Here is a 15,188-nt window from a genome sequence, read left to right on the forward strand (position 1 = left end):
GGCAAACAAGTTCAACCCAGATAACACAAACAAAGAAGACTTCAAAATAAACCAGGATGAAACGATCAAGGTAGACATGATGCACCTCACAGGCATAAAATTCAACTACACAGAAACCAGTGAGCTACAAATACTAAAAATGCCATACAAGGGAAACGACCTATCAATGATAATAATATTACCAAAAGAAAACAACATCACCCTAGCTGAGTCAGAGCTGAACCACGCAAACCTAGTAAACTGGATCAACAACCTAGAAGAAACAGAGATAAACATAAACATACCAAAATTCAAATTCGAAACAGAATACAACCTAAACAACATCCTAATTGACATGGGGATGAAAGACGCATTCACACCAGACATCGCAGATTTCTCAGGGATGGATGGAACAAAATATTTGTACATAAGCAATGTTTTACACAAAGCATTCGTAGAGGTAAACGAAGAAGGAACAGAAGCAGCAGCAGCCACAGGCGTCATAGTAGTAACAAAAGCTATCGATAAAACATTTAACGCAGACCACCCATTCATATTTTTAATTCAACACGAAGAAACAGGTGCGATAATATTTATGGGAAAAATCATGAAACCAACAACAGCGGAATAAAAAAAAGTTTTTTTTGGTTACAGAAAACGTTCAATAAAAGGCAAAACCTTGGTGAGATCCCTTGACTCAACAACATAATCAGCAGCTTTGCGTACACAATCATCCCCGGGGTTAAAAGCTATACCAACACCACAAACCTCAAACATGGGTATATCAAAACAAGAGTTACCAACAGCAACAAAATCACCGAGTGGAACCTTACTCAACTCAGAAAGCCTCCTAACACTTTTTTCCTTATACATAAGCCTGACATTCAACAAACCCTCACCAGTAACAAAACCATTCCTATCAGTTTTCAAACCATTAGCAAAAACATAGTCTATACCAGTCTTACTAGCAACACGTCTAGCAAGTATATCAAGACCAGCGCTAACAATAGCAGTCTTAACACCATGCTCTCTGAGTGAACCTATGCATTCCCTCGCACCCCTCATAAGAGGAACACCAGACAAGATCTCAACAAGCATATCAAAACTAACAGGTTTACCATCAACACGCCAGAGAGAAACATCCCTTCTTATAAACTCCAAATCATCAATCTCACCCCTAAGATAAGCATCCACTGATCTATCATTTGAGCTACCAAAAAAATCATGGACATACCTCCATGAACTAATAGTATCAGTGAGTACACCATCCATGTCAAAAACCACTAGTTTTATTTTACCAGGTTTCTTCTTGTTAACACTATTAAACCCCCTAGTTCTCCTATAACAATGATACCTACACTTCTGATCCATCAGAGTGGACACATACAAAAACTGTTATAATAACTTTTATAGATCCCCCTCATCGAACCCAGCCATAAGGTAAACATTTATAAACCAATAAATATATTATTATATTTGGGTTTTAAAATTATATGAAAAGGGGGTTATAAGATTATATGAAAAAACATAACCTAAAAAAAACCATGGTTTTAACCATAGTCACATTATTTTTAACACTCACCTTAACACCAGCTGTGAACTCAGCAAACACAGATGATATAGCAGAACAAACAAACGATGAACAACAAAACTATAAACTACTAATAATAACACCAAAAAAATTTGTTAGATCACTAAAACCCTTGATAAACCATAAAAACAGCGTCGGCGTACCAACAAAAATTGTTACACTAGACCAGGTGTACAAACAAATAGGGAACCAAGGGCGAGACAAACCAGAGAAAATAAAATACTACATAAAAAATGCTGTTGAAACATGGGGGATCAAATACGTTATGCTAGTAGGCAACTTCAGGCAGATGCCAATAAGGTATGTTTACAACGATGAACCATGGCCTGTTTTCCCTGAACCCTGTTTCATCTCAGAGTTGTACTACGCTGACATATATGACAAAAACGGTAATTTCTCAAGCTGGAATTCAAATGATAACGATAAATTCGGGGAATGGAAAGGGGATGAGGCACAAGACAGGGACATAGATCTTTACCCAGATGTCTATGTTGGTAGGCTAGCATGTAGGACAAACCTTGAAGTAAATATCATGGTAAACAAAATTATAACATATGAGATAACAACATATGGTAAAGAATGGTTTAAAACAATGGTTGTAGTCGCAGGTGACACCTACCCACCAGGTTCATACAATTTTTCAACAGATCCTTTCGAAGGAGAAGAAAACACAAAGACTGCTCTGAGCTACATGTCTGGTTTCAAAAATGTTACACTATGGACATCAACCGGTACATTAACAGGTCCAAAGGATGTGATAAACGCTGTAAACAATGGCTGTGGTTTCCTGTTTTTTGATGGACACGGCAACCCTGGTATATGGAGTACGCATCCACCAAATGACAAAAAAAACTGGACAAACGGGTTATTAAAAACTGATATTAGTAAACTGAAAAACAAAAACATGTACCCGATTTGTGTTGTTGGTGGTTGTCATAACAGCCAGTTTGATGTAGCGTTAACAAACCTGCTGAAATACGGGAAAAAAGCAATTTATTACTCAACCTGGTTACCAGAGTGCTGGAGTTGGAAGATGACATGTAAAATAGCTGGTGGGAGCATAGCAACCATTGGTAACACAGGACTTGGTATGACAAAAGAGGATAAAACCAGTCAATCAGGAGCAAGTGATTTCCTGGACTCACAGTTCTTCTATGAATACGGTATAAACGGAACCGATATACTTGGTGAGGTATGGGGAAAAGCTATAACAAACTACCTAAACAACTACCCGATAAACTGGTCAACACCAGCAGGCTGGGATTATGCGTATGATGCGAAAACAGTGCAACAATGGACACTGTTTGGTGACCCTAGCCTGAAGATAGGTGGGTACTCATAACAAAAAGAATTTATTTAGTCAATCTAAAACTCTGCTCTTACTCATTTTTTTTTTGATTGTAGAAAAAAATATTTCAACATCAGCCTCAAACAAAAAAGAGTATTTTTTCAAAAGAAAAAAGAGAATATTTTAAAAAATGGTTATCACCGCGCGTTAAAGAATTAAGATACAGTCTACATCTAATTAGACAAAGCCCCCTCGCAATTGTTGGGATTATAATTATTCTTATACTTGTTCTTACAGCAATATTAGCCCCATTTATCAGCCCATATGGCCCTGAGGAACACATATGGGGTGAAAGTAAACAACCGCCGAGTTGGAAACACCTTTTTGGAACTGATGAAACCGGTGGAGATGTTTTCACAAAGGTTTTATGGGGTGCCAGAATCTCTATAGAAATTGGTTTAATTGTTGTATTAGGTGGTCTGGGTTTAGGAATAATACTTGGTGCTTTTGCTGGATACTATGGTGGATATATAGATGAATTTATTATGAGAATTACAGACATCTTTCTCTCAATCCCATATCTAATCCTTGTGATGGGGTAGGCAGCGATCCTTGGGAAAAGTATCGAAAACGTTATGATAGCAATGATTGTTGTTTGGTGGCCAGCTTATACTCGTTTAGTTCGAGGGCAAATTCTCTCTGTAAGAGAAAACCAATATGTAGAAGCAGCTAAATCTGTAGGGGCTGGAGACACTAGAATTATCTTTAGGCATATTTTACCAAATTCTATGGCACCACTTATTGTTCAAACAACCATGGATCTTGGTAATGCAATTCTTACTGCTGCTGGATTAAGTTTTTTAGGTTTCGGGGCTGGACCAGGAGCTGCTGAATGTGGTAGAATGGTTTCAGATTCAAGAAATTATTTTATGAACTATCCTTGGATGATGATATCCCCTGGACTTGCTATATTCATCACAGTGTTAGGTTTTAATTTATTAGGTGACGGACTTAGAGACATTCTGGATCCAGGGTTAAGAAGAGGAGGAGGAAAAACATAACAACAGAGCCGCTTCTTTCAGTAAAAAACCTCAAAGTGTATTTCGAAACCTATGAAGGAACTGTGAAAGCTTTAGAAGATGTTAGTTTTGAGATACATCCTGGGGGAAACCATTGGACTGGTTGGTGAAACAGGATGCGGGAAAAGTGTCACTGCTCTTGCTGTCATGCGTTTAATACCTGACCCTCCTGGTAAAATTGTTAGTGGTGAAATACGATTTAACAATGAAAATCTCCTATTAAAAAGCAACGAAGAAATGCAACATATAAGAGGAAAAGACATCTCAATGATTTTCCAAGAACCTATGACTGCGTTAAACCCAACTTATACTACTGGAGATCAAATAGCCGAGGTTATTTTATTGCATGAGGCATTAGAAGGTGATGGAAAAAAACCTTTTGGTAGATTGAGTCTCATCAAAAAAAGACAGCAACAGAAAAAAGCAAAAAAGATAGCGTTGGAAAAAGCGATCGAAGCACTGAAAATGGTTAAAATACCAAATGCTGAACAAGTAGCGAAACAGTATCCTCATGAGTTAAGCGGAGGGCAGCGACAAAGAATCGGCATTGCACGTGCCCTCGCTTTAAATCCAGATTTCATTATACTGGATGAACCAACTTCAGCATTAGATGTTTCAGTTCAAGCATAAATTCTCAATTTGTTAAAAGATCTCCAGAAAAAATTTGGGTTAACCTATTTATTCATCACCCATAATTTAAGTGTAATCAAACATATCAGTGACAGGATAGCTATAATGTACGCAGGGAAAATCGTTGAACTAGCGCCAACACAAGAAATATTCAAAGAACCTATACATCCTTACACTAAAGCTTTGCTTTCAGCAATTCCTATCTCAGATCCTCTTTTAAAAAGAAAATTTATTCCCTTGAAAGGAGAAGTCCCTAGTCTTGTGAACCCCCTCTGGTTGTAGATTCCATCCCAGATGCGACCATGCGACCCAGCAATGTTCAAAAGTTGAACCGGTTTTAAAGGAAGTAAAAAAAGACCATTATGTAGCGTGTTTACCCAATGAAACTTAGATATCTCTTCATTAGACAAAATCTTTCAAAAAAAGAACCTTTCTGTTCTCAAAATAAAAAACAAACTCCAAGAAAAAAATCACACACAGGTTCACTATATAGGACTATGCATTATCTTTTAAAAAGAAGACGTGAAAATATCTTAAAAAGTATGATGCGACCATTGTAATAGGAAGTACTAAAATCCATGTTTTTTGTTTTTGCATTGCTGATTGATACACTCATTCCACTTGAGATAATAAGGGTATTATCATCACATTGGGGGTACATTATTGCCTTACTTATCTTAGCTATATTCTTGTATGTTGAGATAAAAATTTACAGCTCATTTTGGGGTAAAAATGGTCGTTTGTCTCTTGAAAAATACAAAGAAAACAGATAAAAAAAGTTAGAAAAAAAAATTATTTATTGTTTTTTCCTAGCCCAGTTATAATGTCTCAACTTACTTGACTCGCCGAAACCACAAGAAGAGCATCTCCTCTTCTGCATATGAAAAGAATGCTTGCCGCATCTTCTACAAATCGTATGGGTTTTTTTGCCGCCAAAATGGGATGATGTTCCTTTCGTCATAAATCAAACCTCATTTCATGGGGATATATAGATTATGTTGTCCCCTCTAACAATAATTGTATCATGTTTCTTAACTAATTCACCGTTCACTATCTCATCAGCTTTTTTGAGAACAAGGTTCATATGAGGGACATCATAGCCATCAAGGATACCATGATATCCTCTTCCGCCTCTAAGCTCCACGATGACACGGTTGTTTAAACTAGCATGCAGTATCTTAAGTGGTTTTTCCATAAAGCTACCTAGGAAACACGAAATAAACATCGTGTTTATAAGGATTTGGGACAAACAAAAAAAAAATGTTGGGTAACATTAAAAAACAAAAAAGAACTAACATGTCTGATGCTGATAAAAGTAAAAAACAGACACACCCTTAGAAGAAAAGAAGTTAGAGAACTAATAAATAAAATCAGGGAAAACTACAACCACAGTTTTTTTGAAGAAAAATCAAACGTTGAAACAGGTGAGGTAGAGGGATACAAACTGGTTTTTGTTGAAAACAAACCAGTTTTTATGTTCCATGAAAAACAGATGGTTTTTACACTAAACGGTATTAATAAATTTAGGCCACAAGAAAAATTTGTAGTAGTTGACATGGGCGCTGTCAGTTTTGTCACAAGCGGGGCAGACGTTATGGCACCAGGAGTAGTTGATGCTGATAAAGGGATTTCCGAGGGTGATCCTGTTTGGGTGTGCGATGAGAAACACAAAAAACCCCTAGCGGTAGGTTTCGCTTTGATGAACAGTGAACAGATGATAAAAGAAGAGAAAGGAAAAGCAGTGAAAGTGGTTCATTACGTTGGTGACAGGCTGTGGAATCTTATCTCCAAAAGTTTATAAACACAAATATATTTTAGAGTAATGGTTAAAATAATCAGGAGATGAAAACCGGTATGGGAATTGTCAATAAGATTTGGGGTGATAAAAAATCAGGTGATGTTGGAGGATATATTGATCTAGAGAAATATGTGGAATCAACTGAAACACCACAGCCAGCAAAAATGTATGTGAGGGTTGGTGAGATACAGAGGTATGAGGATTTAAAAGAGCTCACAGATTATGTTTACGGCGGGAATGTTTTAATACTTGATTTCGCTGCTATAGCCGAGGAAGAGGTTATTCTAAAAAGGATAACAAATGACCTAAAAAAACTTGTTTCTGAGATAAATGGTGACATCGCAGGGATTGGGAATAACTTGATGATTGTTTCTCCATCTGGTGTGAAAATAGATAGAAGGAAAATACGTGGGAGATACGCTTAAAAAAAAATTTTAGTTTTCTTAATTCTTTCACAAAAAAACCTTCTTTTTTTTTCTTTACTCCTTTTTTTTACCAAAAAAAACTTTTTTTTTTCTAGTCTGCCCCTTTTATCCTAATGTTTTTTTTTTAAATAAAAAGGTGGGGGGAATCTGGGTTATGTGGATGGTAAGATGAAAGGAAGAAATAAAAACTCCAGATCCCTCTAAGTTATACTTTGTAGAATGTAATATATATAGTTATCGTGTAAAATTATCTTTTTGAAAAAAAACACACACACAAAAAAAAAACCAAGAAAAACGGACCCACGGGGATTCGAACCCCGGTATCCGGCTCCGAAGGCCGGAAGGATATCCACTACCTCATGGGCCCTTATATAAAATTCTCAGAAGCACAATTACCACATACTGATATAAACTTGTCTAAAAAAAATTATTCAACACCAACTAATAAAAGAAAGATATAAATAGACATAAAATATATCAAACCAAGCGGATGAGATGCATACATAGAAGTTGAAAATGTTAGTTATATTTAGATTAAACTAAACAAAGTCTTAAAGATGTAACAGGGATGCGGATGCGTTACATAAGAGGAAATAAAAAAGTAAAAAAAATCGTTTTCAAACAGGAGGAATCTGTCTTGAAAAAAGACAGAGAAAAACCATTCAAAAAAACATCATCCTCCTCAAAAATAGATGAAAAAAAACTATTAGAAATAGAAAAAAAGATAGACGAAACCATAACAAAAAACAAAGAAACAACAGCTGAAAAAAACCTTGTAGAAAGATACTCATTCAAAAACAAACAAGGAGAAGCCATATATTTCCTAAAAGAGAAAAAAAACAATAACACTGAATCTAAAGATCTAAAAGAAGATGAAAAAGAATTTATAGAAGAACAACCAACCAATCATAAAAACCAGGAAACAAACGGTTCTATAGATAAAAAAATAGATGAAATAATTTTTTCAAAATATGATGATAAAACAGGGGAGATAAAAACAGAAAACAGCGGAATTAAGAAAAAAGAAATCCTTTTAGAAAAGAACAAAACTGTAGACAAAAAAACAAAAAAAGAGAAAACTGCTAAAAATAGAAAATTAAGACTAAGAATAGGAAAAAAAACCTTAAAACCAGATGAATTACCAGAAGAAGAATACGATGAAACTGAACCGCAAACTGATACTAACCTGTTGGATTCATCTGAAAAAGATGATTTAAGTTTAACAGACATTTTGACGGCAAATGTTCAAGAAAATGGTTTAGAACATGTTTTTTTTGATGAGGTGGATATAAGTTTTGGTGGATGGAGCCCGAGGATAACTGATCAAGAAAAAAAGGATCTAGCATTGCCTTTCCAGGCTAAACCAGAGATTAAAAACGAGAACATGGTTGAGGCTGAGATACCAAAGGAACTGTTCAAAGACAAATCCATGATAATTAAGGAGCTTGGTTTAAAAGAAAACGAATGGGAGGAGCTAGAGTTTTATCCACTAAAAGAGCCGTTTGCTTATGTAGAAATATTACGTGAAAAAGAAAGCCTTGATAAACGCTATTTTTTAGTTGAAGTTGATTTAGATGAAGAAGAACAAAGGCTGGTAAAATTTATCACAGAAACCCTAACTACTTTATCAATAAATTATTTAGAGATGCAGTCAACTGGTGATGAGAAGTATCTGGTAAATAAAGTGGATGAGGTTATCAAAGAGTATGGTCTTAAAATAAGAGATGAGTCTAAAAAAAAGATATTGTATTATATCGAAAAAAGTTCTCTAGGGCTTGATAAAATAGATCCACTTATGAGGGATCCTAACATTGAGGACATATCATGTGATGGAGCTAACATACCAATCTTTTTGTATCATAGGAAGTATGGTTCACTTAAGAGCAATATTGATTTTAAAAGTGAGGATGAGCTTTCTTCTTTTATTTTTAAGCTTGCTCAGAAATGTGGTAAACACATAAGCATAGCGGAACCCATGCTGGATGCAACAATGCCAGATGGCTCAAGGATACAGATGACGCTTAGCGATGAGATCACTGCTAAGGGTTCAACGTTTACAATCAGGAAGTTTAGGGAAAACCCGTTCTCGCCACCTGATCTGGTTGAGTTTAACACGATGTCATCAGAGATGCTAGCTTATATGTGGCTTGCTGTTGAAAACGGTGTTAACACACTCATAGCAGGTGGAACAGCCAGTGGCAAAACCACTGTACTAAACGCACTCTCACTGTTTATCCCACGAGAATCAAAAATAGTAAGCATAGAAGAAACACGTGAAATCAACCTACCACACCCCAACTGGATACCAGGAGTAGCAAGAACAGGATTCGGAGAAATCGTACAAGACAAAATGGTCGGAGAAATAGACATGTACGACCTAATGAAAGCAGCACTAAGACAGAGACCAGAATACATAATAGTAGGAGAAATCAGAGGAAAAGAAGCATACGTACTATTCCAAGCAATGGCAACAGGACACGCAACATACTCAACAGTACACGCAGACTCAGCTAAATCACTTATACACAGGCTTGAGGGTAAACCCATTGAGATACCTAGGATTATGTTACAGTCGCTTGATATTGTAACCATTCATATAACCACGCGTGTTAAAGGTAAACGTGTTAGGAGATGCAAGCAGATCATTGAGATAATAGACATAGATCCTACGACAAAAGAGATTCTTACAAACGAGGCTTTCCACTGGGATCCTGTTGAGGACAAGTTCATCTACACTGGTAAAAGCTATGTTTTAGAGGGTATACGGGCCCGCTGGGATATGAACAAAGAGGAGATTGTTAATGAGCTTAGAAAAAGAGCTGAGATCCTAGAGTGGATGCGTGAAAAAAATGTTAGGACATTCAAAGAAGTAGCAAGGGTTATATCAAAGTATGCTGAAAACCCTGAAGAGGTTATGAAATTAGTTAAACAAAAAAAAGATGAAAACGTGATAAAAGATGCCTCTAACTAATTACCAGAAAATGTGTTACAGGAGACTAGGTGATGTCGCGGAAAATGCGGTTACTGAAAAGCTTAAACAAAACCTTGAGAGCGCACACATTGAGATGCGCGCCGGTGCATACCTCTCATATGCATGGGTTAACACCGTATTAGCTGGTACAATAGCTGTTTTACTTTATCTTTCTTTTATCATGCTAATTAAAATGGAGCTAGTTATAACCTTGTTACTAGCAATATTCCCAGCTCTTGCAACTCTCGGTATCTATCTTTATTATATGCATGCACCTGGTTTAAAGGCTAGGGCACGTGGTAAAAAAATCGATTTGCATCTACCTTATGCGCTTAATTTTATTTCAGCTATGTCATCCGCTGGTATAACGCCTACAGAGATCTTTAAAAGTCTTTCTAAACAGGATATCTATGGTGAGATAAGGGATGAGGCTCTTTGGATATACCGTGATGTCAGCCTCTTAGGTAAAGATATCATCTCTGCTATAAAAGCAAACATAAACAGGACTCCCTCTGCTAAGTTCAAAGAGTTTCTACAGGGTGCTGTTGTAACCGTTCAATCAGGTGGTAGCCTTAAACCATATTTTATGGCAAAGGCTGATCAGTACATGCGTGAAAACAGGTTGGCGCAGAAACAACTCATAGAAAGTTTAGGGATCATGGCTGAGTGTTATGTTACAGCAGCGGTTGCAGGTATACTGTTGGTTATAATAATTATACCTCTTATGATGATGATATCCCAAAGTGGTACAGGTCAGTTGATTATTATGAATCTCTTCTCCTTTTTTGTTATACCCCTAATACATGTGGGGTTTGCGGTGGTTATTGCGCTTATGACTACGAGGGTGTAAAAAAATGGTTGCGGAAATAAAAAAACCTAGTTTGATAAAAAACCTGATTCTCACAGGGCAGCTTACCAGACTAATAATATACCTATGTGTGACTATACCTGCTATAATTTTTATTATCTTTGCCCTGTTGGTTCATCTGGGCTTGACGGGCCCACTTGTTATAGGACCTCTACGTATCGGTACATCCTTGGATTTCATCCTTTTCGCGATCTTCCTTGGCACAGGAACATTTGGTATATATGAATATTTTCATATGCGTAGGGTTCGTAAGATAGATGACAGGTTCCCTGATTTCGTCCGTGACCTAGCTGAGTCTAGGCGTGCTGGTATGACTTTCACAAAAGCAATCTTGTATGCATCTAAGGGGAACTATGGTGTTTTAACATCTGAGATAAAAAAGATATCACAGCAGATATCCTGGGGTAGTAGCGTGGAGGAGGCTCTGGCTGCTTTTGCCAAGAGGGTTAACACAAGGTTAATTAGGAGGATTATTTCTTTGATTATTGAGGCTAGCCGTAGTGGTGGTAACGTTGCTGATGTGCTTGATGCTGCATCTAGGGATGCAAGGGAGATAAGGTTGTTGGAGCGTGAGAGAAGATCAAATATGATGTCCTACGTGGCAATAATCTATGTTGGTATGGGTATATTTCTGTTGATAATCGCCATATTATGTGTTACCCTTATCCCTGCTATGACTGGTGAAGGATCCGCAGCTCTTTCAGCTGCAACAGGTGGAAAAGGGATGATCACAAAAGCAGACATAGTCCCTGTGTTTTTTTATGCTAACCTTTCTCAGAGTATCGGTATGGGGCTGGTGACAGGTGTTTTTGAGGAGGGGAATGTTGCCTCAGGGATAAAACATGTTTTTATAATGTCTCTGGTGACATGGGTTGTGTTCAAGTTTGTGATAGGGTTGTAGAGGTTATGAAAAAAAAAAATTTGTTTAAATTTTGTCAGAAATGACAAAACGTCACGATATGATTAAATACTAGTTTAGATAAAGTATAGCGTATTGAGGGGTGTGTTGCACATCTGGTGAAAATGGTATGAAGAAAAATAACAGAGCGGTTTCACCTGTGATCTCAGCTGTTTTAGCTTTGATGATTGTTACTTCCACGATGACCGCTGTTTTCGTCTGGGGTGTACCATATATTGATCAGATTAACACTGTTACATCCATAGAAAACTCTTTAAACCAGTTCACCTCATTTATTGATTCTATAGGTGAGTTGACTAATTCCTATGTTAATGATAGTAGAATAAACACGTTAGGTGTTAGTAAGGGTAGTGTTTCTGCTGGTGTTGACGAAGGAGGAAAAGACAGGGTTGTTGTTACGTATTCATATGATGAGGGTTATGATTTCACTGTATCTGGTTTGGATACCTGTTTTTTAGCTGGGACAAAGGTTTTGATGGCAGATGAGTCTTATAAGAACATTGAAGAGATAAATATTGGTGACATGGTTTTATCATATGATGAACATCTTGGCAGGGTTGTTTCCTGTAGGGTAGTTAATGTTTTTGCTCATCATCCTAGTGAGATGGGTGATTATTATCTTGTAATAAATGATGGTTTGAGGGTTACTCCTAATCATAGGTTTTATTCTAATGGTAGATGGGTTTATGCCGGTAATCTAAGAGTCGGGGACCCGTTGTTTGGTAAGGATATGGGTTCTAACTATCAGGTTGTTTCTATTAAAAAAATATATGAGCGGGAGCAGAGTTTTGATTTAGAAGTTGAAGGTTGTCATACGTATTTTGTATCAGTTGGTGGTGTTGATGTTCTTGTGCATAATGATGATGTGCAATCCCCTGAAAATAAATTGGTTCTATACCCTGAAAAGGATACACATATTAGGGAATTTCACAACACTAAAACTGGTGAAGATCATCGGTACCTAAATTTTGGTGGATCTCCAAAACTTAGTGTAGATCTACTCGCTGATCTATTTGGGATATTTTTGGGGAGAGAACATATTCTCATTAAATTTGATCTAACAAGCATCCCGATTGGTTCAACCATAGTATCCGCGAAATTAGGCTTATATTATTACGAGTGGGGATATAAAAATTTGTGGTATGATAATCCTTCCGGTAAAAAACTTGAATGCCATAGGTTAAAGCGTGATTGGAAGGAAGGAAATGGACCGGATGAAGGGATAAGAGGGAACGCAAATTGGTTTAATTCAACAGATGATGAAAAGTGGGATATCCTGGGAGGGGACTACGATAATGCTGTTACAGCCTCTGCAGAAATGCCAAACATAGGTAAGGATCCCCCTTATGATCCTGCATGGATTTATTTGGATGTAAAAAGCGATGTAATAAAATTTTTAAATGACGCACCAAATCATGGGTGGCTACTAAAATATGAAGATCCCCAATATGGAGTTATTCGGAGTTTTTTAGCTAATTTTACCTCAAATGAAACCACTGTTCAAGATCCGAATACTGGTGATATCGCGAGACCAAAACTAGAAATCATATACCTGAAAACAGAAACACTTGGTGCAACCAATGTCCAGAAAAACCGTGCTACTCTTAAGGGCAAAGTAGTCTCATATGGTAATGGTTGTAAATATGGTTTTTATTATAGAAAATATGGTACTGACAACTGGTTTTTTACAGGATGGCCAAACATAAATATGACGACAAATGGAGAATTCAGCAAACCTATACAAGGGCTTTCACCTGGGTGTCTGTATGAGTACCGTGCGAGCATAAAATGCACATACCAATCCACTGATTACATAAATAACGGGTCTATCATGTATTTCCTTACACCTGGGGAGATAACCAATTTTAATGCAACTGCTGTTACACCTAGGGATATAATTCTTAAATGGGATCTAGTTGATAACGCAAAGGGGGCATACATTGAATGGTTTACAACCCCACCGCCAAGCCCATGGAATCCAGAGCCTTATAACCAAAGCCGTAACAAGGTAGGCATAGATGGTTATTGCGAGGGTGAAAGTTTTCAACATACTGGTCTAACACCAAGGACAACCTATTATTACAAGGCATGGGCATATGCTCGTAATAGTGGTTGGATATCAAATGGTAGTGCAACTGCTCCATTTGGAAACACATGTACTAAAGAGGAGGAAACATTTGATGCACCAATCATTTTTACTTATCCGTCACCAAATGTGAATCGTTCAAGGGATGCGACACTAAGAGGACTTCTCACACATACTACAACTGGAGAAAACTGTATGGTTTGGTTTGATTATGGTCTAACCCCAGCATGTGGCACTGCATCCAAAGACCGTGATTGGACAAATGGAACTGGTACGTATGATTTTAATATAACCATTGATGGGTTAAAACCAGGTACAAAATACTATTACCGCGCAGTATACGAAGCCGTATACGGAGGAGGCTATAAATGTAGATATAGAGACCCAAATATCTCTAGTTTTACAACTCTTATAAACGACTTGGAGGTTGTTTCACCTCAATATAGTGACAGCTGGATAAAAGGGATCACCCATAAAATAGAATGGTACTATGGACCAAAGTTAAAAGGTACTAACGTAACTATTGAGTTATATATAGGAAAAGATCCTTGTTATGGAGCAATAGATGGGTATGATTACGTGGAGCTGCCCATAAACTATAGTGGAACCGATAAAAACGGGTCATTTAACTGGGTTATACCAAAGAATCTATCCAGTGGTAAATTCATCTATAGGATAAAGATAACTAGTGTTTTTGACCAGAATATATATGATTACAGTGATTATTTTTCAATAAGAGATATACATGAAGGAATAGTGTGGAATAGAACAATAACACCAACACACGAAGGAGACAACAGATATCGGGTTAACTGTGGGTCATCTAGTTGTGAGGGAGATGAATCTTTTAATATCACAATGATAAAAGGTATTTTAACTAGAGCCGAGGTATACGGGCTTTATTACGGGGGAGAACTATGTGATTGCTCGTTCAGAGGAACAGTACAAATAGACCTATATAACGATAGTTATTGTTTTGGTAGCATCATCCTCCTGGATTCTGATTCCTTAACCTACGAATCTCCATCTAGTAGCGGAACCTATATTTCAACAATTGAAAACGGCGGGCTTTTATATTCTGATCCCAACATAAATAAATATCTGAAAAAAACACCACCTATTTATGCTGGTGGAGGTGTTTTTTCAATGCATGCGATACAAATTGTTGCATCACCTTTTTCAGCAGGGGGAAGCAATGGTTTTAGGATCAGGGTAAAAACCGTTGTTAACGTAAACAGTATAAGAGAAAAGGATTATGTTTATAATCTTAGACTACAGTTTTATGGTGACAACTCTGATTTGTGGTTAAAATATTTCAGGATTAACTACCCTGTTTTTGAGAGGCAGGGTGACACATTGTTTTATACCTCTTCTTCTACATCTAAACTGTGGTTTGTGTTTTCACATACCGCGATTCAGATCAGTTTTGTATGATGATGCAGATTCTTTGTTTTAATAATATCATATTTTTAAAGAAAAAAAATTTGTTTAAGTTTGTCTACGTAGTATTTATATAAGAGAAATAGGATTACTTGTTATAATTTGAGTGGGATA

13 protein-coding genes, 1 tRNA gene and 1 pseudogene are annotated in these 15,188 nt (G+C 36.9%); 11 read left to right on the plus strand and 4 right to left on the minus strand.

The features are described 5' to 3' along the window. The coding region (locus tag QHH19_00005) for a serpin family protein (GenBank protein ID MDH7516732.1) at nt 1–610 on the plus strand (610 nt) is incomplete at its 5' end. A 17-nt stretch (nt 611–627) separates the two neighbouring features. Here QHH19_00005 and QHH19_00010 read toward each other — a convergent pair. Further along, on the minus strand, nt 628–1,350 hold the full coding sequence (locus QHH19_00010) for an HAD-IB family phosphatase (GenBank protein MDH7516733.1): 723 nt from the start codon (nt 1,348–1,350) through the stop codon (nt 628–630). 146 nt (nt 1,351–1,496) lie between these two features. Here QHH19_00010 and QHH19_00015 point away from each other — a divergent pair, with 146 nt between their 5' ends. From QHH19_00015 to QHH19_00030, 4 genes and pseudogenes are all read left to right on the plus strand, one after another. After that, on the plus strand, nt 1,497–2,912 hold the full coding sequence (locus tag QHH19_00015) for a C25 family cysteine peptidase (GenBank protein ID MDH7516734.1): 1,416 nt from the start codon (nt 1,497–1,499) through the stop codon (nt 2,910–2,912). Nucleotides 2,913–3,094: 182 nt separating this feature from the next. Then, nucleotides 3,095–3,460, plus strand: coding sequence for a hypothetical protein (locus QHH19_00020; GenBank protein ID MDH7516735.1), 366 nt, complete (start codon nt 3,095–3,097; stop codon nt 3,458–3,460). 21 nt (nt 3,461–3,481) lie between these two features. Further along, nucleotides 3,482–3,919 carry an ABC transporter permease gene (locus tag QHH19_00025; GenBank protein ID MDH7516736.1) on the plus strand — a complete coding sequence of 146 codons (438 nt, stop codon included), beginning with the start codon at nt 3,482–3,484 and terminating at the stop codon, nt 3,917–3,919. Beyond that, nucleotides 3,916–4,958 (plus strand): annotated as a pseudogene (locus QHH19_00030) (ABC transporter ATP-binding protein). Before QHH19_00025 ends, QHH19_00030 begins: the two are co-directional and overlap by 4 nt. 405 nt (nt 4,959–5,363) lie before the next feature. Here the strand turns inward: QHH19_00030 and rpl37e are convergent. Both rpl37e and QHH19_00040 read right to left on the minus strand, forming a co-directional pair. Further along, nucleotides 5,364–5,528 (minus strand): 50S ribosomal protein L37e, encoded by a 165-nt coding sequence (rpl37e, locus tag QHH19_00035; protein ID MDH7516737.1) that lies wholly within the window; start codon nt 5,526–5,528, stop codon nt 5,364–5,366. 15 nt (nt 5,529–5,543) lie between these two features. Next, nucleotides 5,544–5,762 carry a small nuclear ribonucleoprotein gene (locus QHH19_00040; GenBank protein MDH7516738.1) on the minus strand — a complete coding sequence of 73 codons (219 nt, stop codon included), beginning with the start codon at nt 5,760–5,762 and terminating at the stop codon, nt 5,544–5,546. A 108-nt stretch (nt 5,763–5,870) separates the two neighbouring features. Here QHH19_00040 and QHH19_00045 point away from each other — a divergent pair, with 108 nt between their 5' ends. Further along, on the plus strand, nt 5,871–6,368 hold the full coding sequence (locus QHH19_00045) for an RNA-binding protein (protein ID MDH7516739.1): 498 nt from the start codon (nt 5,871–5,873) through the stop codon (nt 6,366–6,368). Nucleotides 6,369–6,421: 53 nt separating this feature from the next. Further along, complete coding sequence (sepF, locus tag QHH19_00050) at nt 6,422–6,790, plus strand: cell division protein SepF (protein MDH7516740.1); 369 nt, start codon at nt 6,422–6,424, stop codon at nt 6,788–6,790. Nucleotides 6,791–7,085: 295 nt separating this feature from the next. Here sepF and QHH19_00055 read toward each other — a convergent pair. Continuing rightward, nucleotides 7,086–7,157 (minus strand) — tRNA-Arg (locus tag QHH19_00055). Nucleotides 7,158–7,427: 270 nt separating this feature from the next. Between QHH19_00055 and QHH19_00060 the strand changes: the two genes are divergently transcribed. The 4 genes from QHH19_00060 to QHH19_00075 all read left to right on the plus strand — a co-directional run bounded on the left by QHH19_00060 (nt 7,428) and on the right by QHH19_00075 (nt 15,068). Continuing rightward, on the plus strand, nt 7,428–9,761 hold the full coding sequence (locus QHH19_00060; GenBank protein MDH7516741.1) for a type II/IV secretion system ATPase subunit: 2,334 nt from the start codon (nt 7,428–7,430) through the stop codon (nt 9,759–9,761). Nucleotides 9,762–9,771: 10 nt separating this feature from the next. Further along, nucleotides 9,772–10,611, plus strand: a complete 840-nt coding sequence (locus QHH19_00065) for a type II secretion system F family protein (protein ID MDH7516742.1) — start codon at nt 9,772–9,774, stop codon at nt 10,609–10,611. A gap of 4 nt (nt 10,612–10,615) precedes the next feature. Beyond that, nucleotides 10,616–11,530, plus strand: coding sequence for a type II secretion system F family protein (locus tag QHH19_00070; protein ID MDH7516743.1), 915 nt, complete (start codon nt 10,616–10,618; stop codon nt 11,528–11,530). Between the two features lie 127 nt (nt 11,531–11,657). Next, a complete protein-coding gene (locus QHH19_00075; protein ID MDH7516744.1) occupies nt 11,658–15,068 on the plus strand; it encodes a polymorphic toxin-type HINT domain-containing protein in 3,411 nt (1,136 codons plus the stop codon). Nucleotides 15,069–15,188: the final 120 nt, after the last annotated feature.

The sequence above is a fragment of the Candidatus Thermoplasmatota archaeon genome, assembly GCA_029907305.1.
In the GTDB taxonomy this organism is placed as follows: domain Archaea; phylum Thermoplasmatota; class E2; order DHVEG-1; family DHVEG-1; genus JARYMC01.